The sequence below is a fragment of the Mesorhizobium japonicum MAFF 303099 genome (assembly GCF_000009625.1).
Lineage (GTDB): Bacteria > Pseudomonadota > Alphaproteobacteria > Rhizobiales > Rhizobiaceae > Mesorhizobium > Mesorhizobium japonicum.
Map to the genome: position 1 here is coordinate 1,817,064 of NC_002678.2, position 24,197 is coordinate 1,841,260.

Sequence of the window (24,197 nt, forward strand, 5' to 3'; positions counted from 1 at the left end):
AATGCAAAGTGATCGTCGGATGCACATACGCCCGCCTGGGGCAATCTGGCCGCCTTGCACAAGGCCGTTCGCGACGCCCGCGTCGAAGCACTGTCGGGCTTCCGCAGGGAGGTCGCCGGCGGCAGCTACCCGGGCAAGGCCGAGATCGCCGGCATTACCGACGTTGAGCTCAAGGCGTTTCGCGAGCAGCTGTAGGCTTACGTCTTCCGGCGGTCTTCGAGCCATGATTGTTCACGTCAAGGCGCGTCCCCATACCGGCGATGAGAATGGATAGACCTTCCTCAAACGGGGTCTTCATCCTCGATGCCTTCTTTGCCTTTCGCACCTCCTCGAGCACCATCGAGATGGTCGGGAAGCGTGCTGCGTCAAGTCGCGTCTCGGGAGGGACTGACACCGCCGGGTCGGCCTGTTCCTCGAACGTCGTCCCAAGCGTGAAATGAAGCGCGACCAAGACGCTGGACAGCGCATCGCCAGCGGGAAAGCCCGCGCGCAAGAGAATCTTCAGGGAATCCTCGACCATCCGCATGAGTGCGGTCCTGGAGATGTCGGCTGCCGCGACAAGACGCGCTCCGTCCCGACAGGAAAGCATCGCCTCGCGAAACCGCCGGCACGAAGAGCGAAGCCACACCTGCCAAGAAACCTCTCTGCGCGGAGGCCGGTACCAGGCGGCCAGCAGCGCATCCGCCATTTCGTCGACAAGCGCCTGCTTGTCCTTGATATGCCAGTAAAGGGTGGGATTCTGAACGTCCAGTTCCTTCGCGAGGCGGCGAACGGTAAGCCCTTCGAGCCCCACTTCGCCAAGCAATCCCAATGCTGTCGCCACCACCTTGGCGCGATCGAGTGGAGGCCTAGCCTTTTTGCCCATCCATCCCTCCTTCCAGGCGACTGACTGCTTGACTCTAGCAACGCTAGAGAACGATGCTACGCACGGCAAGGAAAAAACCGCCGCCATCGAGCGGCAGACGACCAATACATCGGGCTGGATCTGTCATTCATGGATGAGCAAGCTGCAATGACCCACACGGCAGTGTCTCGCGCCAACCGCGTGGTCAGCTGGGAAAGCCATGGGACCGGGCCGGGCCTGGTCGTGTTGCATGGAGCCGCGAGGGCAGCGCACCACTATCGCCCGCTTGCCAAGGCACTGTCTCATCGCTTCACCGTACATCTGGTCAATCGAAATGGCAGAGGCCTGAGCGCCCCCGCGACACCCGAGAAAGGCATCGCAGGACAGGTCGACGACGTCGCTGCGGTCTTTGAGGCAACCCGCGCAGCCTATTTGTTCGGGCACAGCGCCGGCGGCATGGTCGCCCTGGAAGCGGCACGCGTCGTCAAGGCTGAGCGGATGGCTGTCTATGACCCCGGAATATCGATCGACGGCTCATTCCCGAGCAGCCTTCTTAATCAGCTCACACGCGATCTCGAGCTGGATGACCTCGCAGCGGCTCAGACCCATCTGGCGAAGGCGGTTGGTGTGTTGCCCGCCTGGCTGCCGGATTTCGCGCTTCGCTGGCTGTTTGGAAAGATCCTGAGCGGGGATGGTGGCGCTGAACTCAGACAGTTGCTGCCGACGCTCCGAGACGATCTGGGTCTCATCGAGGCGCTGGCCGGCCCGGCAACCCGTTTCGACGATATTCGAATGCCAACTCTCGTCATCTGGGGGTCGAAAAGCCCGGCTTTCCTTGTCCAGGCTTGCAAGCAACTGGCCGCCGCGCTGCCCCAGGCTCAATCCCTCGCCCTTGCCGGCCAGGGACACAATGCACCCGACCTGACCGGCACGGCAGCTGTCGCCCGGCTGCTGGAACAGGTTTTCATGCCGCCGACAGCGCCTGCGCCGCCAACGACTTGCTCGCTCTCAGCGAACTGAAATCCATCCAAGCTGGTCCATGAACTGGATGAGCCTCGGCACCACGGCATCGGGTGCTGTCTCCCTGTTCCATTGCCTTCGCACTATGGCGGTGCCGACCGCCATTGCGAGTGGTAGAAGGCGTACAGGCAGCTGGTCGTCAGCCAGCTATGACACCAGAGGCATCGGCACTTTCAGCCCGTCGATCAGCGCGTCGCGGAACAGCGCGATCGGCCCGGCGAGCCGTCCGGCGGGCGGGCGGTGCAGCAGCCAGGCGCGCACTTGCGGTTTGAAGTCGGGACAGTCGATGACCTCCACCTTGTCGCGCCAGCGGCTGTCGGCGAAGGCGCCGGGCGTGACGATGCCGATGCCATGGCCGCGCGCCACCAGCGACATTCTGAGGTCGACGCTGAGCGCCTCCACCCCGACCTGGAATGGCAGCCTTGCCGCCTCGAAACTCTGGCGGATGAAGGCGCGAAACCCGCAGCCGTTTTCGTTCATCACCCAGGCAAAGCGCGACAGGTCGGCGAGCTTCGCCGGGTTCGGCACGCCGAGGCTGGGGGATGCGACCAGCAGCACCGATTGCGCGCCGAGATCGTCGCAGACCAGCTCGTCCGGCGGCGCCAGGCCTTCGGCGAGGCACACCGCCACGGCGTCGAGCTCGCTGCGCGCCACCTGCTCAACCAGCCTTGGCGACCAGCCTGAGGTGATGCGCAGCGTCAGTTGCGGAAAGGCGGCGCGCAGAGTGTCGAGCGGCAGCGCAAGTGCCGCGTCGGAGAGATAGGGCATGACGCCCAGGCGGAACTCGCCCTTGACCTCGCCTTGCGGCGACACGCCCGCCCTGAGATCCTCCAGCGAGCGCAGCACCCGCCTTCCATGCTCATAGGCTTCGCGCCCGGACGCCGTCGGCTTCAGCGGCTTCGACTGGCGGTCGAGCAGCGCTGTCGCCAGCCCATCCTCGAGATTCTGGATGCGGCGCGTGACGCCCGGCTGGGTGAGGTTGAGCCTGGCCGAGGCGCCGACGATCGAGCCGGTTTCCACCACAGCGATGAAGGCTTCGAGATCATGGATGTTCATGCGCATCTCGCATAGTGATTATCGAATTGATTGAATTGTAGCATGATAATGCTTCGGCATAAAGTCCTCAAGCAATATGCAACTTCCTGAGGACTCCATGACTGATACCAATGACGGCCAGCTGTGCGAGCGGCTGCCGGCTGCGACCATCACCGGCCCGCAGACGCTGCTCTTCGCCGCCTCCACCGGCATCATCGTCACCAATCTGTTCGCGCCGCAGACGCTGGTCGGGCTGATCGGCCCGTCGCTCGGCGCCAGCGCCGCCAGCGTCGGCCTCGTCGCCATGGCCACGCTGCTCGGCTATGCCGCCGGCCTGTTCTTCCTGGTGCCGATGGCAGACCTTGCCGAAAACCGCGCCCTGATCCTGCGCATGCTGGCCGCGGCCGCCCTTGCGGCCGGCGTCGCCGCCTTCGCGCCCACCATCGCCTCGCTGCTGGTCGTCCTGTTCGTCCTCGGCGCTGCCTGCTCGGCGATTCAGATCCTGGTGCCGATCGCCGCCTCGATGGCGCCGCCCGGCGAAGCCGGCCGCGTCATCGGCGATGTGATGAGCGGGGTGATGATCGGCATCCTGCTGGCGCGGCCGCTGGCCAGCCTGATCGCCGACGCCTGGGGCTGGCGCGCCTTCTACGGCCTCAGCGCCGCCGCGCTCGTCCTGCTCGCCGGCGTGCTTGCCTTCACCTTGCCGCAGCGCCGCCCAGAGGCGAAATCGACTTATGGCGCGCTGATCGCGTCGCTGTTCGGGCTGCTGCGCGACGAACCGGTGCTACGGCGCCGTGCGCTGACGGCAGCGCTGGTGATGGCGGCCTTCAGCCTGTTCTGGACGGCGGTCGCTTTGCGCCTCGCTGAGCCGCCCTTCGGCCTTGGCCAGCGCGGCATTGCGCTCTTCGCGCTCGTCGGCGCCGGCGGCGCCGTGGTCACGCCGCTGTTCGGCCGGGCCGGCGACCATGGCTGGACGCGATCCGCCACTATCGTCTGTCACCTCGTGCTGATCGGCGCGATGGCGCTCGCCGCCTGGGTCGGCGCCTCTCAGTCCGAAGCGTCATGGCTGCCGCTGGTGCTGATGGGCATTAGCGCCGTGCTGCTCGACATCGGCGTCACCGGCGACCAGACGCTTGGCCGCCGTGCCGTCAATCTGCTTCAGCCCATGGCGCGCGGCCGGCTCAACGGCCTGTTCGTCGGCATCTTCTTCATCGGCGGCGCCATCGGCTCCTTGCTGGCCGGTGTCGCCTGGAGCTGGGGCGGATGGACTTGCGTGTGCGCCATCGGCGCAGCCTTTGGGCTCGTCGCACTTCTGGTCGACTGGATCGGCGGGCCGGAATGACGCCAGCCGGCTCAGGGGAAGACGTTCACCCTCTTGACGCTCACCTCCGCCGATCCGAGGTTGTTGTGCCTATAGAAAAAGTTGGAGACGCCAGGCAGGGCGATCACCGCATCGTTGACGTAGAAATAGAGCTCGCCCGAGTTTTTGGGCTTGATCTCGGCGGTGAGCCGCATGTTGAGACATTTTCCGAGTGTCGTGGGTCCGACGGGATCGAGCGCGTATTCGTCATTGCCGAACCGGCCGATGCGCGCGATTGGCTTGAAATAAGGCTCAGCCCACCAGCGCTTGAGCAGCGAGGCCAAATAGTGGACGAGGCTGCCTTCCGCGACGCCCATCGTGTCGGCACAGCCTCTGTCCCGGATTGGGTCTGGGTCTTTCTCCCCGTCGATCCAGGGGTCCTTGGGATCAATGGTAACAATGACCTCGTAGCGAACCCCTTCCTGCAGCCAATTGCCGGTGTCACTGCACATCGCATTCGTCTTGAAACCAGCGGAGGTCGCACTCAGCCTTTCAACCCCCGTTGAATTTGCAAGCACCGGCTCCGCGCAGTAGGTTCCCATGGAATCGGCGACTTCGAATATCGTCTTGTTGACCGCGCACACGACAAGATAGGCCGACAGAGCCAGAAAGGCCGCCGGCAGCAAATACTCCCTGAGCAGCTTGTAGAGCCGCTGGGCGCCGTGATTGTTGCGGATGGCGCGGGCGATCACCAGGGAAACAGGCGTCGACGCAGCACGAGGCCCGCGCGCGCTCAGGAAGAGGTAGGTGGCCAGACAGCCGAGCGACGCAACGGCGAGAAACAGGCCTGCCCAGGCTATCCAGGCTGTCTCCGCAATGCTTTTCCATTCGAGTATGAAGCTGTGCTCCCAAGGTCGTCCTGCTGCCAGCGCACAGAAGCCCAGGACGACCGCCCCGATCAATGCACTGCGCCGGTGCGCATCGTTTCTGTCCGATGGGGGCACCCTTACACCCTGCCCCCTGTCAACATTCCAGGCCAACCGTGCCCGGTCGTCTATGCGTGTGCGCAGGACGCCGTTGATCCACAGGAAAAAGCCAAGCGCCACGACGAGGATCGCGGCCAGCCCGGAATGCGTCGTCACCGCATCCACCCAGGGCGCGGCGAGGCCGGGGAGGAAGCCGCTGATCAGCCCGATGACCGGCCCTGCAAGACCGTTCGCGGCCTGTTCCAGCTGCCCGGTTGCACCGAGCGTGACATATCCGGCAAGCAGCGGAAACGCCGCGAAGAGAACGGCAATCGACAACATCACGTAGTAAAGCCCGCGCCGCCACCAGACCGTGTCCTTCGTCAGTTGGAAGCGTTCCGTGCGGCCCTCGGCGCTTTGCGGCTTGAACGCACCCAATGCCTGGCCGAATTTCGTGTTCATGGTGGCCAGGTCGCGCTTGCGATCCTCTGGAAGCTCTAATTTGTCGACGACGCCCGCGGCTGTCGGCACTGGTCGGCCGCCTATCAAATCCGTGAAGGGAACCTTGAAGCCAAGCGGCGTCAGGACATCGAACTCTTCAGGCAACGAGATCGGCGCATAGTCGTCGCTGCCTTTCGCGATCCGGGTGATGACGCTGGCGTCGACGAGCGGCGTCACGCCTCTCCCCATCAGATCCTTCACATTGCGTGGATGGTAGCGGTAGAAGACGCCAAAGCCGGACCGGGAATCGTAGATGCGTCCGGCTTCGGACGCATAGTCCCAATAGTCAGCGACAACTTCCGACTTGAAGCGCAACTTCTGCTCGGCAGCCTCCCCGATCATCCAGCACAAAGGTATGTGGGCGAGCCTGTCATCGGCATAGCCGCCGCCGACATTGGCATGGCACCCGGCGAACCAAACCTGTTTGAGGCGGGGATCGGCGTCCTTTTCGCTCTCGGATACTTCATGGTTGGTTGCCGGCTCGGCCTGTGCGTCGTCTTGCTTGGCAGAGCCACTTTCATCCCACGGGATTGGAAAAAAAGTGCGCCGCTCATCATCGATGCTGAATGCCTGCCTTGCGCATTGCACGGCACGCAGAAGGTTCCTTTTCTCGAACGTGATCGGCCAGACCCATTTATGCACCGCCTTCGTCAACTCATCGACCGGCAGGCCGTAGGCGGCGACGGTATCCCAGACGCCGACGAAGGCGATCCGGATGTTTTTGGCTGCCCGCGGGTCGACGCCATTTGGTTTGACTTGATCGTAGGGACGGCTTCCCGTGATCTGGTTCCAAAAGGCAAACCACTGCTGGGCTATGTAGCGGGCGAACACAACCCAAGGTAGCTTGGACCCAAAGGCCTTCGGCCGGTAGGCGCGATATGCGGCATGGGCGTTGCGGTCGAGCTCCTCTTCGGATTCTGCTTTTACCAGCCCTTCGCGCGCGATCATGCCGACCAGCACGCGGATGGTGAAGGCGCCGCGGCTGAAGCCGAAGGCGAAGATCCTGTCGCCCGGCTCATAGTTGAGGCACAGGAACTTGTAGAGCGCCAGCACGCGCCGCTTGACGCCGAAGCCCAGGGCCAGGCCGATGATCTCGAACGGCTTGAATTGCGAGGTGCCGACACCGTCGCTGAAGACGGCGATCTGGTCAGCGCCGGTCAGGTCGAGCGCCTGGTAAAGGCGCCACACATTGGTCTTGAACGCCTTGGCGGCGCTGTTGCCGGTGCCGTCGGCAAAGACGACGATGTTCCTGCGCGGATCCTTGCCTGGAACATCTGCCATCGGTTCCCCCCTGCGCCCTATTGCTTTGCCGCGCGCACGTATTTGTCGATCTTGCCGAGCAGACCCCACGCGGTCAGCGCCAGCGAAATCGGCATCATGATCGGCGCCAGTCCCGGTATCGCGCCGAGAAGCGGGATGAGTTCGCCCAAGGGCGAAGTCGCCGCCGTCCCCGCCGCCCCTCCGGCCGCGGCCGGCGTGAGCAAGGCGCTTGCCAGCACTCCAATGATGCCGAGCGCGCTCTTGCGCCCGTCGAGCAACTTTCCCAGCCATTGGCCGAGCGCGCCATTGACCGGCGTCAGCACATTGGTGGCCGCCGAATTCGGCGGCAGGATGACAGGGTTGCCATCCAGACCCTGCGCCAGCTGACGCAGGAGCAAGGCCAGGCTGGCGGCCGCCGCCACGGTGGTCCCCGTTCCCGTTGCCGGCGTGGTGGTTGCCGGCGTGGTCGTCGTGGGTCCAGTTGTTGTGGTTGCGCCAGGCTGCAGTGCAACCAGCAGCGCCTGAATGAATTCGCTCACTTTGTCCGTCACGACAGGATCCCCTTCTTCTAGGTTCGGCGTGGGTATCGGAAGCGTCTGTTCGCCGTCTTCCTCAAGCCAGCGCTCGGTTTCGAGCCGCAGCTTGTTGACGCGCCGATTGAAGCCGTTCTTGTAGTGCTCGTAATCGCGGTGCGCGCGCAGCTTCGCGTCGTAGAGATCTATGATGTCGCCGATCACATCCGGCAGCGGCGCCTTCGGGATCGCGCCCAGGGTCTCGCCGCCGATGCCGCCGTCGACGGCCACCGCCGCTCCATTCTGGTTGAGCGCCTTTTGCAGAAAGGTTGCCGCGTCGCGAACCCCGGCGTGGACGGCGACATTGTAGACGGCGAGCGCCAGCGGACCAGGCATCGCGCCGCAGGACGATTTCGACCAGTATTCGGAGAAAAAAATCTCCTTGGCTTCCTGATAGCTCATATTGGCGACGTCGGCCTTGGAGACCGGCTTGCCGCGCCACGCCGCAAGCGTCTTGCGGGCGATGCCGAAATTGGTGGCCCCGCCAGGATCCTTCGGATCGTCGGAATAGCCGCCTTCGAACTCGCGAACGATTCCTTGGGCGCGTTCGAAATTGGTCCTGCCGCCATCGGCCGGTGGCGATACCGCCGCCTGGCCGGCTGTCGAGGCGCCGCTTCCATGGGTCGAGCCTGCTGACGTCGAGGGGGCCACCGGCGCGTCGGGCGGCGGCTGCAAGCCCAGCGCCGCAAGCAGCATCGTCAGCACATCGGGCGCCAGATCGGTTTCGTCGGGAATATCCGGATTGCCCGATGTCGCCTGGTCGGCAGGGCCCGTCGGCATCGGCGGCGTACCGGCGTTGGCGATGGTGGGAAGATCGACGCCGAGTGCCGCCGCCGTTATCTCTCCGCACACGCCATCCGCGGCGCCCGCGCCAAACTGGCGCTTCTGGAAATTCACCAGCGCCATCAGCGACAGCCGCCCGAAGGCACCGTCGGGCGTGCCCTGCAAATCGCCTTGCTTGACCAGCGACTGCTGCACTTTCTTGGCGAGTGCGCCCGACGAGCCGAAGCGGACAACCTGCTTCAGCACCGTGTCGTCGACCTTGTCGACGGACGACAATTCCTCGGCGGTGAACAGCAGATAGACGAAACGGGTCTGACTGGTGCCGTAGGCACTGTCGATGAAGGCGCGCCAGGGGCCTGTCTCCGGCGCCATGTTGCGTTTCGGCGATTGCGGCAGACCGCAGACCACCTGGCAGCCGGCGCTGGAATAGCCCACCTCCGGATTGTCGTAATAGGCGCTGTGGATATTGTCCCAGACGAAATCTCCCGAACTCGAGCCGAAATCCAGCCTGTCCTGAAGGTCGTAGTCCAGATTGTCGGCGGTGCGCCAAACCGGTTGGAAAGACGCCTGACGAAAGGCCCGGTGGGCACCTGACTTGCCTGCCTTGTGCGTGCCGCGCTCATGTTCGAAGCGGCCAGGCATCAAAAGATTGGTGCCGATGCCGCCTCTGGCCTGGGCACTCTTGATGTTGAGCAGCGATGGCACGGTCGAGCCCGGAAACAGCGCCACTTCGCCTGTCTCCATCTTCCACTGCCCAAGAGTGCAGCGCATGCGGCGGAAATCATAGGCGCTGAAATGCGCCGGCTGACTCTGCGCGAAAGTATTCTCGAAAGGATGATCTGGAGACAGGCCGCGAATGCCAAAGAACACCAGGCCTTTGGCGGGAACGGCATAGCCATTCCTCTTCGCAGCACGAGAGAGCAAGCTCGCGCTTACAGAAATGTCCGTCATTGGAGCCCCCCAATTCGGCAACCACAAATCGTATTCTTATATTACCTAATATGTCAAGTGACGCTGATTCGGGGGTAATAGAAGATAATTCAACTTGTTCTAAAAGTCTGCTCTCTTAAACTATTGCGAACTCGGTCAACTCCTGGGTAGCAACGGCCGATGGATTGACAATACGAGGTGCAACCTGGCCTCGTGAGGTCTCCCCGGGGGCGGCGCCGACGCCGTTCAGAACCGCCGCGCATACAGCGACCCCCGGGGGGAACAATGTTGCCGGCAAACTGTTTTAGTCCTGCGGAGGATACCATGAACGACGCGTCGGCGACGCCCGCGGGTCCCGTCCTTTCGTCGGCGGAGCGCGTGAATACGCTGTCGCATTTCCATCGCGCCGAGATCGCGCGCATGGCGGGCTGGCGTGATCGGCTTGACAGGACCACGAACTGGGCGATCACCGTGGTGGCAGCGATGCTCTCGGTCTCGCTGTCGACGGCCAGCGCCCATCATGGCGTGCTGTTGTTCGCCATGCTGCTGATCCTGCTGCTTTTGTGGATCGAGGCGCGCCGCTACCGCTTCTTCGACTTCTACCGGGCCCGCGTGCGCCAGTTCGAGCGCCACTATTTCGCGCAGATCTTCTCGCCGCAGCCCGACTTCGCCTCGGATTGGCTGCTCATCGTCGGCGAAGGCCTGCGCGCGCCGAAATTTCTGCTGTCGCAGCGCGCCGCCTTGGCGCGCCGCCTGCGCCGCAATTACATCTACCTCTTCCTGATCCTGCTCTTGGCATGGGTGCTGAAAATATCGACGCCCAGCCTGCAGGTCGGGGGCGTCGCGACCGGCTTCGTCGGCTCGATCCGCTATGCCGTCGACAGCGCCGCGCTCGGTCCCATTCCTGGCGTGGCGATCGTGGTCGGCGTGGCTGCATTCTACGCCTGGCTGTTCGCCATCGTCCTTTTCGCGTCCGGTGGCGACGGCGAACTCACCTTCGGCGACGTCCACGTCTGACCTCGATGACTTCCAGTCCGGCAACCGGCGGCTGCAACGCAAAGGCCGGCCATGCGTTGTGATGATCAGTCCGCCGCGACCTTTTGAAGGACCCCATGAACCGGCAAACGGCCATAAGGTCACACGGAGTTGCGGCCTTGCTTCTGCTAACCGCGTCCTTGCTGGCACCGGCAAGTAACGCCTTCGCCGCCCAGGCGCCCGGACATGCCTCGGGCATGGGCGGCTCGGCCGAGGGCCTGTTCGTCGCGGAGATCGTGCTTCTCCTACTGGTCGGCCGCGGCCTCGGCGAAATCTTCCAGCGCGACGGCCAGCCGGCGATCATGGGCCAGCTGATCGGCGGCATCCTGCTCGGGCCATCGCTGTTCGGCTGGATTTGGCCCGACGGCCAGCACCTGATCTTCTCCAGCGATCCGGCGCAGAAGGGCATGATCGATGCCGTCTCCCAGCTCGGCATCCTGCTGCTCCTGCTCCTGACCGGCATGGAGACGGACCTGCGCCTGGTGCGCCGCGTCGGGGCGGCCTGTTTTTCGATCTCGATCACCGGCGTCGTCGTGCCTTTCGTCTGCGGCTTCGCGCTGGCGCAGTTCCTGCCGGACGCGCTGCTGCCCGACCCGAGACAGCGCGTCGTTGCCGGGCTGTTCCTCGGCACGGCGCTGTCGATCTCCTCCGTCAAGATCGTCGCCATGGTGGTGCGCGAGATGAACTTCATGCGCCGCAATCTCGGCCAGGTCATCATCTCCTCGGCCATCATCGAGGACACGATCGGCTGGCTGATCATCGCCGTCACCTTCGGCATCGCCACCAATGGCAGCCTGCAGGTCCTGCCGCTCATCACCACCGTGGCCGAGGTGGCGCTGTTCATGGCGTTTTCCTTCACCATCGGCCGCCGGCTTGTCTTCACGCTGATCCGCTGGAGCAACGACTCTTTCCGCAGCGAATATGCCGTCATCACCGTCATCCTCATCATCATGGGCGTGATGGCGCTGATCACCAACCTGATCGGCGTCCACACGGTGCTCGGCGCCTTCGTCGCCGGCATACTGGTCGGGGAATCGCCGATCCTGTCCGACCACATCGAGAGCCAGTTGCGCGGCCTCATCACCGCGCTGTTCATGCCGGTGTTCTTCGGCATGGCCGGCCTGTCCGCCGACCTCACCGTGCTCACCGACCCGACGCTGGCATTGCTGACGCTGGCATTGGTCGCCATCGCCAGCATCGGCAAGTTCGGCGGCGCTTTCATCGGCGGCCGGCTGGCCGGCATGTCGCTGAAGGAAGCCACCGCCGTCGGCAGCGCCATGAACGCCCGCGGCTCGACCGAAGTCATCGTCGCCAGCATCGGCCTGTCGATGAACATCCTGTCCCACAATCTGTTCACGATGATCGTCACCATGGCCGTCATCACCACGCTGGCCATGCCGCCCATGCTGCGCTGGGCGCTCGGCCATCTGCCGGTCGGGCATGCCGAGAAGCAGCGCGTCGACCGCGAACTGCTCGACGAGCGCGGCTTCGTCTCCGGGCTGGAGCGCCTGCTGCTGCTGGTCGACGACAGCCCGGTCGGCAAATTCACCGCCTACCTTGCGGGCTTGATCAGCGGCGGCAGCGGCATGCCGACCACACTGCTTCATCTCCAGGACGGCGAGCTCGCCGGGCAGGCCGGCGACAAAGGTCCGGAACGGGCATCCAGGGAGGTCAAGAAAGGTGCCGCCAGGAGTGCAAGGGCCGTCAGCAAGGCCGAGGACACGCTTGTCGACAAGGTCCACCTCACAGCCCGCACCGAGCTTGAGGCCAGCGCCGAGACAATCGCCGCGGAAGCCCGCAAGGGCTATGGACTTCTGCTGGCCGGGCTGGAGAACACCCTGACCGACAAAGGCACCTTCAGCGGCGCGCTGAAGGACATCAGCAGCGGTTTCGACGGCCCGCTCTGCCTCGTGCTGAACGGCGCCAGGGCCAATGGAAAGATGCCGGTGCTAAGCGCCGGAACGACGATACTGGTCCCCGTCAACGGCACCGAAGTCGCCCGCCGCGCCGCCGATTTCGCGCTGGCGCTGGCGCGGCCGCACCGGACCCGCGTCAAGGTACTCTATGTCTCGCAAGCCAGGCAAGGAAGCCGGCCGGGCTCGGTGTCGCACCGCCGGGAGGAAGCCGTGCTCAAGGATGTCGCCGATCTCGCCGACCGCTACGGCGTCGCCGTCGACACCGCGATCCGCACGCGAGCCACGGCGGACAGGGCGATCGCCAGGGAGGTGGCCAAAGGGGCCGCCATGGTGGTCATGGGTGTCACCCAACGGCCGGGCGAAGAGCTGTTCTTCGGCGACACCGCGACAGCCGTGCTCGCTGCGGTCGCCTGCCCGGTCGTGCTTCTGGCCAGCGAACGCGTCAAGCGGGCCGATGCCAATGCCGAGGAGGCGGCGGCCGAAATCAGTGCCTGATCCTTCCGGCTCGGCTATCGGAACCTACAGGCCGAAGAACTGTCGTCCGATCATGTACCCCAGCGCCGCCGCGACGAGCGGAAACAGCGCCGGCGCGGCCTTGCTGAAGAAGGAAACTTTCGTGTCCTTGGGCGGCACATAGCGTGCGTTGCCGAGATTCTTGGTCATTGCGTACCCCCGCGCCAAACCAATCAGTTTCGCGCATGCCATTATCCAAAACCGCTGCGCGGTTCCGGCCGAAATGCATTAGCAGACGCTTATTGACAACATGGCCGAATTAACGGCTTGCAAAGAAATTCGATAGAATCGCCGACCATTGCGTGGCGTGGCCCTGTATCCAAAGGAAAATTCCACGCGTCGAGAACCGATCGGCCCCCTGCGGTCGCTACAGCCGGCATCCAGGGCCTGCTCGACCAGGAACCTTATTGTTGTCGCAGGCCCCAAGACATCAGCGCCAAGACATCAGAGCTTGGTTCCGTGACCGGAAGACCTGACGTCGCTCGCCAGAACCAGCCTGGCATCGTCCGCGACATAGCCGACATAGCGATAGTCACGGATGAAGCTGATCCGCCCTTCCCGCCACTCCAGCCACATGAAATGGGTTGGCTTCGGGGCCGCCCGATGTTCGAACACGGCGATCACCTCGCGGCCTTCGACCCATGCCGGCTTGAGCCACAGGCCCTCGCTCTTGGCATAGATCGTGAAGAACATCCCAACATCGGCCGCACCGGAGCGTGGCGGGTGCATGGACTGCTGAAGTCTCACATCCTCGGCAAGCAACGCGCGCAAGCCATCCCAGTCGCGCTGGTTGAACAGATTGATGTAACGGACCACGTTGGCTGAAGCGATGCGCGCGTCGGGAAACGGGTCGGTCCTGGCGTTGATCTCCCGAAGCCGGGCACGGCCGCGAGACAGGTGCGCTTTCACGGCATCGACCGAAATGCCAAGCAGGGCCGCGATCTCGGCCAGCGGTTCATCGAGCACATCTTTCAAGATGATGACGCTGCGCTGGACGACCGGGAGCTCAGCAAAGCGCGACACGGCCGTTTCGATTGCCTCCTTGCGCATCAGCGTCTCCACCGCATCGGCTTTGCTGTCATCGACGATTTCAAGCGCCGCTTCGATGGGCTCCGCAACGCGGGTTGCGCGACTGCGCAGCAGGTCCAGCGCCCTGTTGTGGGCAATGCGAAACAGCCAGGGCCTGAGCTGCGGCACCGCGCACAGTTCGTCCAGCGCAACGAAGGCCCGGGCAAAGGTGTCCTGCACCACATCCTCGCCATCGATGACCGAGCCCATCAGGCGCGCGCAATAGCGGTGCAGCTCCGGCCGCAGCGCGGCGGCAAGGGCAAGCAGCGCTTCGCGTCGGTCGCGTTCCACGCCAGGCTTCCCGCCGTTCAAGCCGCCGCACCCTCCATGATCGTAACGCCGGCGTCGCCGCTGAGGCCGAAGACGACACCCTCGGCATATTGCGGGTCCTCCAGCACCGAAACCACCCTGTCGCCGAACGCGCGGGGCGGCATCGGCGCCCCGAAGCGGGTGACGAATTGTTCCGGCGTGATGCCCATGGAGCCTGCGTAGGCGCCGGCCGCGGCGTCGCCGGTTCCGGTACCGAGGATCATCTGCCGCGGCAGGATCGCCTGGAAGCGGATGCCGAGCTCCTTCTCCTGCGAGACGCCATTGGCATATTTGGCCATGAACCAGAGCATGCGCTTGGAGCCGCCATAGCCGCCGGACATCTGCGATCCGGTAACGGCAGCACCACTCGACCCCACCAGCACCCGGCTGCCCGGCTTGAGCGGCAGGTTCAGCGCCGCCTGCAGCCAGTAGAGCCCGGCCTTGACGTCGGTCTCCCAGGCGATGGAGAAATCCTCCCATCTCAACTGATCCAACCGCCCCATCCGGGGTGTCGCGCCGGCATTCAGCACCAGTATGTCAGGGCTGATCTCGCCAAGGATACGATAGGCCGCGTCCTCGTCCGTGACGTCGGCGGCAATCGTGGCGACCCCGAGTCGCGCACCGACCGCCTCCAGCGCTTCGGCGCCACGCGCGACAACCGTCACTCGAGCATCATGCTCGACCAGCGCTTCGACCAATCCCAGGCCAAGCCCACGGCTGCCACCGGTGACCACGATTTTCTTGTCCTTGAGGCTCATCGACCCTGCTCCATTGCTTCACTGTAGCAAAGACGTTTGAGCATCGGGAAAAGAGTCAGCCCCGCGCCGATCAGCCTGTTCGACGACCGCCTACTTGTCGCCGTTCTCGAAGGCACCGATGCCTTGCGCGATGAGGTTGGTGGCCATGACCAGCGAGATGATCGCGGCCGAATTGAACACCACCACCCACCATTTGCCGCCGGTGAGGAAGCCGTAGCCGTCGGCGATCGCCAGCCCCCAGTCGGCCGATGGCGGCTGGATGCCGAGGCCGAGGAAGCTCAGCGTCGCGATCGAGAAGAAGGCGTAGCCGAGCCGGGTGATCAATTCGATCAGGATGGTTTCCCGGACATTGGGCAGGATTTCGAGAAACATGATCGCCAGCCGTCCCTCGCCGGCGAGACGGGCGGCGCTGACATAGTCGCGCTCGCGCTGTTCGCGCGCGGCGGTGCGCACCGTGCGCGCCACCAGCGGCGCATAGGCAAGGCCGATGACCGCGATGACGGTGAGGTTAGACGGACCGATCGCCACCAGCGCCATGGTCACCAGCACGATGAAGGGCAGCGACATGACGGCATCGAGCAGCCGCGCGCCGACCGCATCGACCAGGCCGCCGAAGGTGCCGAGCACCAGGCCGATGACGCTGCCGGCGGTGACACCCGCCAGCGTCGCCAGCGGCGCCACCAGGAGGATATCGCGCGAGCCGACGACGATGCGCGAAAGCACGTCGCGGCCGAGCTGGTCGGTGCCGAACCAGTGTACCGCGTCGGGCGGCGTCATCATCGACAGGAAATCCTCGGCATACGGATCGAACGGCACGAATTGCGCACCGAACACCGCGCAGGCAACCCAGAACAGAAGCACCGCCGAACCGACTACGGTCGACGGCGCCACATCGGGCAAAAGACCGCGCAGCCGGCCGATCCAGGAGAGCCGGATTTCACTGCGCATGGGGGACTGGGCGAGTTCGGTCATGGGGCGTTGCTCCGGCGCTGGCGCGGGTCGAGCAGCGCCTGCAGGAGATCGCCGATCGCGGCCGTCGACACGAAAATCGCAGCCATCACCAGCACGCCGGCCTCGAGCATCGGGAAGTCGCGCGCCTTGGCCGCGCTCAGCACCAGATTGCCGAGACCCTGTATGCCGAACAACGCCTCGATCACCACCAGCCCGCCGAGCAGGAAGCCGCTCTGCGTGGCGATGACCGCCACCGTCGGCACCAGCGCGTTGCGCAGCACGTGCTTGAACAGCACCTGCGCGGGGCTGAGCCCCTTCAGGATCGCGGTGCGCGTATAGTCCGCCGCGCGCGCCTCGATCACCCCGGCCCTGGTCATGCGCGCGACGTAGCCGATCAGGTTCAGCACCAGCGGCAGCGCCGGCAGAATGAGATAGTGGCTGGCCGTCCAGAAGCCGGCCCCGTTGGGCGCAGCACCGGTGATCGGAAACCAGGCCAGCCACAGGCCGAAGACCATCAGCAACAGCAGGCCGGAGACGAAATCGGGCACGATCGAGAGCGAGACCCCGGTCAGCACGATCAGCCTGTCGGCAAGGCTCCCCGAGCGCAGGCCTGCGACGACGCCGGCGCCGATGCCGATCGGCACCAGGAACAGCAGCACGACGCCGGCAAGTGCCGAGGAATTCTTGATGCTCGACAGGACGAACGGCGCCACCGGCGCGCGCATCGACAGCGAGTCGCCGAAATCGCCCGTGATCGCCCGGCTGAACCAGTGCCAGTACTGCTGAGGGATCGGCTGGTCGGTGCCGAGCTTGCGGTTCAACTCAGCGACCGCCTGCGCGTCGGCGAACGGGCCGAGCATGACGCGGCCGACATCGCCGGGCAGCACCTGCCCGGCGAGGAAGACCAGCGCGCTGACCAGCCACAGCGTCAACAGCAGCGAGCCCGCGCGTGCCGCCAGCGGCCGCGCCATCGAGGCGATGCCGCTCACACGAACGACACCTTGTCGAGCAGCAGATGCGAGATGGCGGTGAAGCGCACGCCCTCGACCTTCGCGGAGACGATGCGGCTGTACTGCGAGAAATAGCTGATGATCAGCGGCGTCTCGTCGAGCAGCAAATTCTGGATCTTGCCGGCGGCCACGCGCTGCGCCTGCAGGTCGCGGGCCTTGCCATAGTCGATGAGCAGCGCGTCATAATCCGGGTTGTTGAAATGCGCCGCGTTCCAGGCGCCCGAGCTCTTCAGCGTCGCGTTGAGGAAGATGTCGGGCGTGCCGCGATGGCCGAAATCGGTGATGCCGAGATTGGAGTCCAGCCACGGTGAGCTGCCGAACGTCGCCGAGCCGTAATAGGCGTCCTGCGGCAGCACGTTGAGCTTGATGTCGATGCCGGCCTTCCTGGCGAAGTTCTGGATGATCACGGCGTAGTCGGGAATGTCATAGGCGCGTTCGGTGGTCAGCGTCACCTCGAAGCCGTTGGGCACGCCGGCCTCGCCAAGCAGCCGCTTGGCTTCGGCAATGTCCTGCTTGCGCTGCGGCACCGACGGATCGGCCGACGGGAAGATCGGCGCGAACGGCGTGTCGTTGCCGACGACGGCGCGGCCCTTGAGCAGGCCCTTGACCACGGCCTCGCGGTCGATGGTCAGCGCCAGCGCGCGCCGCACGCGCTTGTCGGTGAACGGCGCCTGGTCGGTCCGCAGATGCGCCGGATCATGCGAGCTGGCCTGCACGCTGAGCAGCTTGAAGTTGGGATTGCCTTCGATCGCCAGCTCCAGCCGCGTGGTCGAGGGGATGACGTCGAGCTGGCCGGCCTGCAGCGCCAGCACCTGCGCCTGCTCGTCGTCGAAGAACTTGATCTCGACGCGGTCGGGCAGCGCCTTGTCGCCCCAATAGTCCGGGTTGCGCACGAAGCTCGCGCCTTGCTTGGGGCGGAAGGACTCCAGCTTGAACGGACCCGTGCCGTTGAAGGTCTTCTCGAAATCGCCGGCATAGTCGGCGGGCACGATGACGGCATTGTAGACGTCGGAGGAAACATAGAACGGGAAGTTGCTGTTCGACTGGTCGAGATCGAAGGCGACGGTCTCATCGTCGACGACCTTGGCGCCGCCCTTGGAGAGAATGCCCTTGTAGGCCGACAGCGCCGACGAGCCGCTGGCCGGATCGACCAGCCGCTCGAAGCTTGCCACCACATCCTTGGCGGTGACCGTGCGGCCGTCGTGGAACTTCACGCCGGGCCTGAGCTTGAAGGTCCAGCGCTTGGCCGTCTCGTCGGCTTCCCACGAGAGCGCCAGCTTCGGCTGCAGCCCGTCCTTGGGATCGTCGAGGATCAGATATTCGCCGACCTGGCTGATCACGCCGATGCTGGCCGGGTCGGTGATCGTGACGGGATCGATCGCCTTGGTTGGCTGGCCGAGCCCGACACGGACCGTGCCGCCAGCTGTCGCCGCGCGCGCCGCGCCCGGCGTGAACAGGCCTTGCGAGGCGGCAAAGCCGGTGAGGCCCAGAAGTGCCGCGTATTTCAGCAGGTCGCGGCGCTTCAGGAAGCCCTGCGCATATTCGTCGACCGCGACATTCCAGATGTCGCCGGTATGGCCGCGCGTCGACTGGTTGCGCAAAAGATCGATGTCGGAACGGTTCGTCATTGTCAGTCTCTCGTCAATTGGAGGATGTGGGAGAAAAAAGCCGTCGTCAGGCCGGCTGGCCGTCGAGATGGATGCGGTCGACCGCTTGCGGATAGAAGGCGATCAGCCCTTTGATTTTCGGCATTTCGTCGATCGGGTCGCGATAGCTCCAGGCAATGTCGGGGCGCACCGAACCGTCCTTCAGCAGGCCCGACCAGTAGGAGGCGATGCCCTTGTAGGGACATCGCGTCGTCGAGCTCGACGCCGTCAGCCGCTCCAGCCGGACATCCTCCGGACGCAGGTAGAAACGCGTCGGCAGATGGGTTTCGAACAGCAGCACCGGCCGGTGGCTGTCGGCGATGATGTCGCCGTCGAACCAGACCTGCACATGGCTGGAACTGTGCAGCACATCGATGCGCGCATAGGGATCGCGGGCGTGGACGAAGACTTCCTCTTCCTCCTCGAACCACTGGTCGACCGCCTTCCAGGTAAAGGCGATGCGGCCGGCGAGCGGCGAAAGGTTTTCATCCGGGGGCGCCGTGAACGACCACGCCGCATTGGCGGCGCGCCTGTCGCCGCTGTCGATGTCCCAATAGGCCGTTTCCCCGCCGACCGCGTGCGGTTCGCGATGCAGCGACGGCTTCAGCACCGACGCATCGACCGAGGACGGCGGGAAGAAATAGATCGGCAGGAAATGGTTGGAGCGCAGCACCAGCACGTTGCGGCTGTCGGCGATGGTGCGGCCGCCGAACTTGACGCGCACGCGCTTGGGGCTGTGCAGCACATTGACGAGACGCGGAGCGGTGGCTTCGCGGGGCTGGAGATTAGGCGCTGCGGTCACGGCTGCCTCCTCAGGACACGGCGCGCTGATTGGCGCGCTGCTCGGCGAAACGGTTGGCGGGGCGGGCAAGGCCGAGGCGATCGCGCAAGGTGCCCGGCGCGTATTCGGTGGGGACGAGGCCGCGCCGCTGCAGTTCCGGCACCACCTGTTCGGCGAAATTCACCCAGTCCTCCGGCAGCAGCGGGAACATCAGGTTGAAGCCGTCGGCGGCGCCTGAAACGAACCAGTCTTCGAGCTGGTCGGCGATCTGCTTCGGCGTGCCGGCGACCGTCGGCACCGAGCCGCTGTTGGCGAGCTTGCGGGCGATGTCGCGCAGGCTGAGATTCTGCTTCGACCATTGCTTGACGCGGTTGAGCGAGGTGCGCCCGCCATTGAAGGTGCTCTCGTCCGGCAGCGGCGGCAGCGGCCCATCCGGCGGATAGGCCGAGAGGTCGATGCCGCTCCAGCTCGACAACAGGTCGATGCCGACCTGGTCTGGGAGAAGCGTCTGCAGATATTCCTGCTTGTCCCGGCCCTCGGCCTCGGAAGCGGCGACGATGGGCAGGATGCCGGGCAGGATCTTGAAGCTCTCCGGCCGCCTGCCATGGCGTGCAAGCCGCTCATTGATGTCCTGGCGGTATTTGATGCCGTCTTCCCTTGTGCTGTAGATGGCGAAATGCGCATCGGCATGGGCGGTGGCGAAATTCTTGCCGTCCTCGGACGAACCGGCCTGGACGATCAGCGGATGGCCCTGCGGCGGCCGCGACACGTTGAGCGGGCCGCGCACCTTGAAGTGCTTGCCCTTGTGGTCGATCGGATGGACCTTGTCGGGATCGGCGAAATAGCCAGTCTCCTTGTCGATGAGCAGCGCCTCGTCCTCCCAGCTGTCCCACAGCGCCTTGACGATATCGAGGAACTCGCCGGCGCGTTCATAGCGGAAGGCGTGCTCGATATTGCCGTCGCGGCCGAAATTGCGCGCCTCCTCGTCCATCGCCGAGGTGACGACGTTCCACGACGCCCTGCCCTTGCTGATATGGTCGAGCGAGGCGAACAGGCGCGCCACGTTGTAGGGCTCGCTGTAGGAGCTCGACGCCGTGGTGATCAGGCCGATATGCTTGGTCACGGCGGCCAGCGCCGACAAAAGCGTCAGCGGCTCGAGGCGGGCATTGGCATAGTGCGCGACGCCGCTCTTGACCGAATCCCAGATCGACACGTGGTCGGCGACGAAGATGGTGTCGATGCGTGCCCGTTCGGCCGCCTGCACCAGCTCGCGATAATAGTCGAAATCGAGCACTTCGCGGCCGGGCGCGCGGGGGTGGCGCCATGCCATGCGGTGGTCGCCCTGCGGATTGAAGAAGAACGCGCTGAGGATCATGTGCGACATCTCTGTTCCTTCCCTGCGGATGCGGAAAACCGCCAGTGCCGCGGCCTGTGGCCGTGCCCCGAAAATTGTCCAGTCAGCGAAAGTTAGATTGCGCCCGGGCTTAATTCGAGTAATTTTATAGAGATTGTTCCATGTGAAAGCGGAAGCGATTGCCCCTGATCGCCGCGCGGACAGAAAGTGGTTTCGGGCATGTCCTCTTCATCGTCGTCCTCGGTTCTGAACGTCGAGCACCTCAGCGTTTCCTATCGCGGAGCCAGGCACCGCGCGGTCGATGACATCTCGCTCGAGATCGGCCAGGGCGAAGCGCTCGGGCTGGTTGGCGAATCCGGTTCCGGCAAGAGCTCGGTGGCGCTGGCGGTGCTGCGCTATTTGCCCAGGCATGCCCGGGTCGAAGCCGCGCAACTGGCCTTCGAAAATCGCGAGATCCGCGACCTCTCCGCCAACGAGCTGCGTCGGCTGCGCGGCGACCGCATCGCCGCCGTCTACCAGCATCCCGGTTCGGCGCTGAACCCGAGCATGACCATTGGCGGCCAGATCACCGAGACGATCCTGCGCCATCGCCCGATGCATCACGACGATGCGTTTGCGCGCGCCGCGCAACTGCTCGGCCGCGTGCGCGTCGCCAATCCCGAACGCGTGCTGCGGCTCTATCCGCACGAACTGTCGGGCGGCATGCAGCAGCGCGCCAACATCGCCATTGCGATCGCGCTCGACCCGGCGCTGCTGGTGATGGACGAGCCGACGACGGCGCTCGACGCCAGCGTGCAGTCCGAGATCATCGCCATCCTCGACGATCTGCGCCGCGAGCACCGCACCTCGATCCTGCTGATCAGCCACGACATCAATCTGATCCGCCGCGCCTGCGACCGGGTCTCGGTGATGCAATCCGGCTCGATCGTCGAAACCGGTGCCGCTACAGAAGTCTTCGACAATCCGCGTCACGCCTACACAAGGGCGCTGGTCGCCGCCATTCCGACGCTCAACCGCACCAAGCGCGACGGCAGGCTGGCCGAGGATGCGAGCCCGGTGGATCTCGCTTCCGACGCGCCGGCCGGGGAGCAAGCGCAAAGCGCCCTGCCCGCGTCACAACGCGAAATCGCCCTTTCTTGCCGGGGCATAAGACAATCCTTCGGCGGCCAGCCGGTGCTGCACGGCATCGACCTCGACATCGCCGGCGGCGAGACCTTTGGGCTGATCGGCGAATCCGGCTCCGGCAAGTCGACGCTGGCCCGCATCGTCACCGGCCTGCAGCCGCCGACGGCGGGCACGGTCGAGCTGTTCGGCAAGACCGTGGCGCCGCTGGTCGAGCGGCGCCAGCCAGGCGAGCGGCGCGACGTGCAGATGGTGTTCCAGTCGCCCGACCGCACGCTCAACCCGCGCCAGCGCATCGGCCGCATCCTCGGCCGCCCGCTGCGGCGGCTGGCCGGCCTGCCGCGCCGCGCCGTGCCGCAGCGCGTCGGCGACCTGCTGGCCTCGGTCCGCCTCGCCGGCACGACGGCGGAGCAGAAGCCCGGGACACTGTCCGGCGGCCAACGCCAGCGCACGGCCATTGCGCGGGCCTTCGCCGGCCTGCCAAGGCTGGTGGTGCTGGACGAGCCGACCTCGGCGCTCGACGTCTCGGTGCAGGCGACCGTGCTCAACCTGCTCAACGATCTGCAGAAGAAAGGGGATACCGCCTATCTCTTCATCAGCCATGATCTCAGGGTCGTGCGCTACATGGCCGACCGCATCGGCGTGCTCTATCGCGGCCGCCTGGTCGAGACCGGCTCCTCCGACCAGATCTTCGCCGGCCCCAACCATCCCTACACGCAGCTGCTGCTGGCGTCCTCCTCCAACGATGGGCAGGCGACGACCATGGCCGAAGCCGCCATCGAGACCGGCCCCGGCGGCTGCGCCTTCGCCGGCCGCTGCCCGCTGGCCGACGCCGGCTGCCTCCAGGCCGAACCTGTGGCCACGGAGGTCGAAGCAGGCCATTTCATCGCCTGCTGGAAACGCGCCGGCTGAGCGAGGCCGGAAGAACCGGCCGCGCCCCAGGAAACCCTACGCCGGCAGCGACGGCTCGGTGTTCGGCTCCAGCGCCTCTTCCGCCTCATGCTCGTCCGGCAGCACCTCGCCATGCACCCCCAGCGGCCGGCCGATCCACACCGGATCGACCAGATGGTCGCGCTTGGGGTTCTCCGTGTTCGGGTGGATGAGGATGCTCAGGCCGCCATGGTTCAGCATCAGCCACGGAACCAGCGCGCCGAAAATCTCGTTGGCGAAGGAGACCTGGTACATGGCCTGGTCATGCGGGCCGACTTTCCCGTCGTGCCAATTGCCCAGGCGCACGCGGAAACGCTCGCCGATGCGCAGCCGCAGCCATTCGGCATGTTGCCGCTCGGCCGGTCCATCGAAGTAGATATGGGCATGATAGCTGGCGATCTCGGCGAGCGGCCTTGGATTGTCCTTGCTCATCTCGATGCCCTCCTCGCGGCGTATCCCGCCATTCAGCCCAAGAACAAGGGTTTAAGCAAGGCCACCCGACCCGTCGGGGAAGATTGGTAACGGCCGGACGCGGCTCTCATCGGCCAGGCATCCGGTCACGCCGCGCGCGGCGCGAGGCTTTCGGCCCCGCGCGCATCGTGTAGTCTGACGGTTTTCCTGGGGAAACATGACACGATGAACACTGCCGAAACACTGCCCTACCTGTCGTCGGCGGTTCTCGATCGCCTGGCGATCTCGACGCCTGAAATCGTCGACGAGATCGAACGCCAGATCGTCGGCCAGAGGCGGGGCGAAGTCTGGTGCGCGCCCAAGGCCGCCGTGTGGCCGGGCGACGACCGCTACTTCATGGCCACGCTCGGCGTCGCCACCGTGCCATCAGTGCTGGCCACCAAGTCGCTGGTGGTGAACCCGCGCAACGCCGCGCGCGGGCTGGCCACGCTCAATTCGCTGATCACCCTGCTCGACGCCGAGACCGGCCTGCCGCTGGCCCTGGTCGACGGCAATTGGGTGACGGCCAAACGCACGGCGGGCCTCAGCGCCGTCGCCGCCAGGCGCATGGCAAGGCACGATGCGTCGTCCGTCGCCTTCATCGGCTGCGGGGTGCAAGCGCGCGGCCACCTGGAAGCGTTCGCCGACCTCTTTCCGCTGCGCGAAATCCGCGCGTTCGGCCGCGGCAAAAGCAATCGCGAAGCGCTTTGCGAGATGGCGCGGTCGCGCGGCCTGGAAGCAATCCCCTGCGACACGGCAAGGGCCGCGGTGGAGGGCGCCGACATGGTGGTGTCGACGGTGACCCTGGTGCCGGAACCCGAACCGTTCCTCGACGCGAACTGGCTGAAACCGGGAAGCTTCACCGCCATCACCGACCTCGCACTGCCCTGGCTGCCCGAAACGATGCGCCGCTTCGACCGCATCGTCGTCGACGATCTGGAGCAGGAGAAGAAGATGCCCAAACCCCTGGTCGACCCCACGCTGGTCGCCGGCGACCTGACGGGCCTGGTCTGCGGTGATTTTGCGGGGCGGGAGGGACCGGGCGAGGCTACGGCGTTTGTGTTCCGGGGCATGGCTGTTGGGGATCTGGCGGTGGCCGGGCTGGTGTATGTGCGGGCTCAGGCAGCGGGGGTGTGACACAGAA

At 65.2% G+C, this 24,197-nt stretch carries 20 protein-coding genes; 7 read left to right on the plus strand and 13 right to left on the minus strand.

Going from position 1 to position 24,197, the window contains the following annotated elements; genetic code table 11:
- The first annotated feature begins 54 nt into the window (after positions 1–54).
- Positions 55–195 carry a hypothetical protein gene (locus tag MAFF_RS37595; RefSeq protein ID WP_244420760.1) on the plus strand — a complete coding sequence of 47 codons (141 nt, stop codon included), beginning with the start codon at positions 55–57 and terminating at the stop codon, positions 193–195.
- On the opposite strand, the gene MAFF_RS36860 is transcribed toward MAFF_RS37595, so the two are convergent.
- Entirely contained in the window at positions 170–865 is a 696-nt protein-coding gene (locus tag MAFF_RS36860; protein ID WP_010910784.1) for a TetR/AcrR family transcriptional regulator C-terminal domain-containing protein, read from the minus strand. The genes MAFF_RS37595 and MAFF_RS36860 overlap by 26 nt on opposite strands.
- A gap of 129 nt (positions 866–994) precedes the next feature.
- Between MAFF_RS36860 and MAFF_RS36620 the strand changes: the two genes are divergently transcribed.
- Positions 995–1,864 carry an alpha/beta fold hydrolase gene (locus MAFF_RS36620; RefSeq protein ID WP_010910785.1) on the plus strand — a complete coding sequence of 290 codons (870 nt, stop codon included), beginning with the start codon at positions 995–997 and terminating at the stop codon, positions 1,862–1,864.
- Between the two features lie 147 nt (positions 1,865–2,011).
- On the opposite strand, the gene MAFF_RS10030 is transcribed toward MAFF_RS36620, so the two are convergent.
- Positions 2,012–2,920: a LysR family transcriptional regulator gene (locus tag MAFF_RS10030; protein ID WP_044550764.1), complete on the minus strand. Its 909-nt coding sequence runs from the start codon at positions 2,918–2,920 to the stop codon at positions 2,012–2,014.
- A gap of 97 nt (positions 2,921–3,017) precedes the next feature.
- Here MAFF_RS10030 and MAFF_RS10035 point away from each other — a divergent pair, with 97 nt between their 5' ends.
- Positions 3,018–4,241, plus strand: a complete 1,224-nt coding sequence (locus MAFF_RS10035) for an MFS transporter (RefSeq protein WP_010910787.1) — start codon at positions 3,018–3,020, stop codon at positions 4,239–4,241.
- Between the two features lie 11 nt (positions 4,242–4,252).
- On the opposite strand, the gene MAFF_RS10040 is transcribed toward MAFF_RS10035, so the two are convergent.
- Together MAFF_RS10040 and MAFF_RS36625 are read right to left on the minus strand one after the other, a co-directional pair.
- On the minus strand, positions 4,253–6,946 hold the full coding sequence (locus tag MAFF_RS10040; protein ID WP_044548212.1) for a phospholipase effector Tle1 domain-containing protein: 2,694 nt from the start codon (positions 6,944–6,946) through the stop codon (positions 4,253–4,255).
- 17 nt (positions 6,947–6,963) lie between these two features.
- On the minus strand, positions 6,964–9,231 hold the full coding sequence (locus tag MAFF_RS36625) for a glycosyl hydrolase 108 family protein (RefSeq protein WP_080511827.1): 2,268 nt from the start codon (positions 9,229–9,231) through the stop codon (positions 6,964–6,966).
- A gap of 303 nt (positions 9,232–9,534) precedes the next feature.
- On the opposite strand from MAFF_RS36625, the gene MAFF_RS10050 reads away from it, so the two are divergent.
- Positions 9,535–10,227, plus strand: a complete 693-nt coding sequence (locus tag MAFF_RS10050) for a DUF2270 domain-containing protein (protein ID WP_044548213.1) — start codon at positions 9,535–9,537, stop codon at positions 10,225–10,227.
- A 215-nt stretch (positions 10,228–10,442) separates the two neighbouring features.
- Positions 10,443–12,656, plus strand: a complete 2,214-nt coding sequence (locus tag MAFF_RS10055; protein ID WP_010910791.1) for a cation:proton antiporter — start codon at positions 10,443–10,445, stop codon at positions 12,654–12,656.
- Positions 12,657–12,680: 24 nt separating this feature from the next.
- Here the strand turns inward: MAFF_RS10055 and MAFF_RS39980 are convergent, their stop codons facing one another.
- The 8 genes from MAFF_RS39980 to MAFF_RS10090 all read right to left on the minus strand — a co-directional run bounded on the left by MAFF_RS39980 (position 12,681) and on the right by MAFF_RS10090 (position 20,581).
- Entirely contained in the window at positions 12,681–12,824 is a 144-nt protein-coding gene (locus MAFF_RS39980) for a hypothetical protein (protein WP_080511828.1), read from the minus strand.
- Between the two features lie 294 nt (positions 12,825–13,118).
- A complete protein-coding gene (locus MAFF_RS10060; RefSeq protein ID WP_010910793.1) occupies positions 13,119–14,054 on the minus strand; it encodes a sigma-70 family RNA polymerase sigma factor in 936 nt (311 codons plus the stop codon).
- Positions 14,051–14,809, minus strand: coding sequence for an SDR family NAD(P)-dependent oxidoreductase (locus tag MAFF_RS10065; protein ID WP_010910794.1), 759 nt, complete (start codon positions 14,807–14,809; stop codon positions 14,051–14,053). Before MAFF_RS10065 ends, MAFF_RS10060 begins: the two co-directional genes overlap by 4 nt.
- Before the next feature lie 90 nt (positions 14,810–14,899).
- The gene (locus tag MAFF_RS10070) at positions 14,900–15,781 is read right to left on the minus strand and encodes an ABC transporter permease (RefSeq protein WP_010910795.1); all 882 of its coding nucleotides are present in this window, start codon (positions 15,779–15,781) and stop codon (positions 14,900–14,902) included.
- On the minus strand, positions 15,778–16,731 hold the full coding sequence (locus tag MAFF_RS10075; RefSeq protein ID WP_010910796.1) for an ABC transporter permease: 954 nt from the start codon (positions 16,729–16,731) through the stop codon (positions 15,778–15,780). Before MAFF_RS10075 ends, MAFF_RS10070 begins: the two co-directional genes overlap by 4 nt.
- A gap of 14 nt (positions 16,732–16,745) precedes the next feature.
- Positions 16,746–18,398 (minus strand): ABC transporter substrate-binding protein, encoded by a 1,653-nt coding sequence (locus MAFF_RS10080; protein WP_010910797.1) that lies wholly within the window; start codon positions 18,396–18,398, stop codon positions 16,746–16,748.
- Positions 18,399–18,444: 46 nt separating this feature from the next.
- Positions 18,445–19,218, minus strand: a complete 774-nt coding sequence (locus tag MAFF_RS10085; protein ID WP_010910798.1) for a DUF427 domain-containing protein — start codon at positions 19,216–19,218, stop codon at positions 18,445–18,447.
- Between the two features lie 10 nt (positions 19,219–19,228).
- Complete coding sequence (locus MAFF_RS10090) at positions 19,229–20,581, minus strand: LLM class flavin-dependent oxidoreductase (protein ID WP_010910799.1); 1,353 nt, start codon at positions 20,579–20,581, stop codon at positions 19,229–19,231.
- Between the two features lie 189 nt (positions 20,582–20,770).
- Here MAFF_RS10090 and MAFF_RS10095 point away from each other — a divergent pair, with 189 nt between their 5' ends.
- The gene (locus tag MAFF_RS10095) at positions 20,771–22,585 is read left to right on the plus strand and encodes a dipeptide ABC transporter ATP-binding protein (RefSeq protein WP_010910800.1); all 1,815 of its coding nucleotides are present in this window, start codon (positions 20,771–20,773) and stop codon (positions 22,583–22,585) included.
- A gap of 36 nt (positions 22,586–22,621) precedes the next feature.
- On the opposite strand, the gene MAFF_RS10100 is transcribed toward MAFF_RS10095, so the two are convergent.
- Positions 22,622–23,035, minus strand: coding sequence for a DOPA 4,5-dioxygenase family protein (locus tag MAFF_RS10100; RefSeq protein ID WP_010910801.1), 414 nt, complete (start codon positions 23,033–23,035; stop codon positions 22,622–22,624).
- 204 nt (positions 23,036–23,239) lie between these two features.
- Here MAFF_RS10100 and MAFF_RS10105 point away from each other — a divergent pair, with 204 nt between their 5' ends.
- Positions 23,240–24,190, plus strand: coding sequence for an ornithine cyclodeaminase family protein (locus tag MAFF_RS10105; RefSeq protein ID WP_010910802.1), 951 nt, complete (start codon positions 23,240–23,242; stop codon positions 24,188–24,190).
- Positions 24,191–24,197 lie beyond the last annotated feature (7 nt).

What these genes read in the sequence shown, in the direction of transcription:
- MAFF_RS10100 (WP_010910801.1), bottom strand. Translation starts at nt 23,035, where the DNA reads ATGAGCAAGGACAATCCAAGGCCGCTCGCCGAGATCGCCAGCTATCAT.
- MAFF_RS36860 (WP_010910784.1), bottom strand. Translation starts at nt 865, where the DNA reads ATGGGCAAAAAGGCTAGGCCTCCACTCGATCGCGCCAAGGTGGTGGCG.
- MAFF_RS10105 (WP_010910802.1), top strand. Translation starts at nt 23,240, where the DNA reads ATGAACACTGCCGAAACACTGCCCTACCTGTCGTCGGCGGTTCTCGAT.
- MAFF_RS10065 (WP_010910794.1), bottom strand. Translation starts at nt 14,809, where the DNA reads ATGAGCCTCAAGGACAAGAAAATCGTGGTCACCGGTGGCAGCCGTGGG.
- MAFF_RS10095 (WP_010910800.1), top strand. Translation starts at nt 20,771, where the DNA reads ATGTCCTCTTCATCGTCGTCCTCGGTTCTGAACGTCGAGCACCTCAGC.
- MAFF_RS10035 (WP_010910787.1), top strand. Translation starts at nt 3,018, where the DNA reads ATGACTGATACCAATGACGGCCAGCTGTGCGAGCGGCTGCCGGCTGCG.
- MAFF_RS10055 (WP_010910791.1), top strand. Translation starts at nt 10,443, where the DNA reads ATGGGCGGCTCGGCCGAGGGCCTGTTCGTCGCGGAGATCGTGCTTCTC.
- MAFF_RS36620 (WP_010910785.1), top strand. Translation starts at nt 995, where the DNA reads ATGGATGAGCAAGCTGCAATGACCCACACGGCAGTGTCTCGCGCCAAC.
- MAFF_RS10040 (WP_044548212.1), bottom strand. Translation starts at nt 6,946, where the DNA reads ATGGCAGATGTTCCAGGCAAGGATCCGCGCAGGAACATCGTCGTCTTT.
- MAFF_RS39980 (WP_080511828.1), bottom strand. Translation starts at nt 12,824, where the DNA reads ATGACCAAGAATCTCGGCAACGCACGCTATGTGCCGCCCAAGGACACG.
- MAFF_RS10080 (WP_010910797.1), bottom strand. Translation starts at nt 18,398, where the DNA reads ATGACGAACCGTTCCGACATCGATCTTTTGCGCAACCAGTCGACGCGC.
- MAFF_RS36625 (WP_080511827.1), bottom strand. Translation starts at nt 9,231, where the DNA reads ATGACGGACATTTCTGTAAGCGCGAGCTTGCTCTCTCGTGCTGCGAAG.
- MAFF_RS10050 (WP_044548213.1), top strand. Translation starts at nt 9,535, where the DNA reads ATGAACGACGCGTCGGCGACGCCCGCGGGTCCCGTCCTTTCGTCGGCG.
- MAFF_RS10075 (WP_010910796.1), bottom strand. Translation starts at nt 16,731, where the DNA reads ATGGCGCGGCCGCTGGCGGCACGCGCGGGCTCGCTGCTGTTGACGCTG.
- MAFF_RS10030 (WP_044550764.1), bottom strand. Translation starts at nt 2,920, where the DNA reads ATGAACATCCATGATCTCGAAGCCTTCATCGCTGTGGTGGAAACCGGC.
- MAFF_RS10090 (WP_010910799.1), bottom strand. Translation starts at nt 20,581, where the DNA reads ATGTCGCACATGATCCTCAGCGCGTTCTTCTTCAATCCGCAGGGCGAC.
- MAFF_RS10070 (WP_010910795.1), bottom strand. Translation starts at nt 15,781, where the DNA reads ATGACCGAACTCGCCCAGTCCCCCATGCGCAGTGAAATCCGGCTCTCC.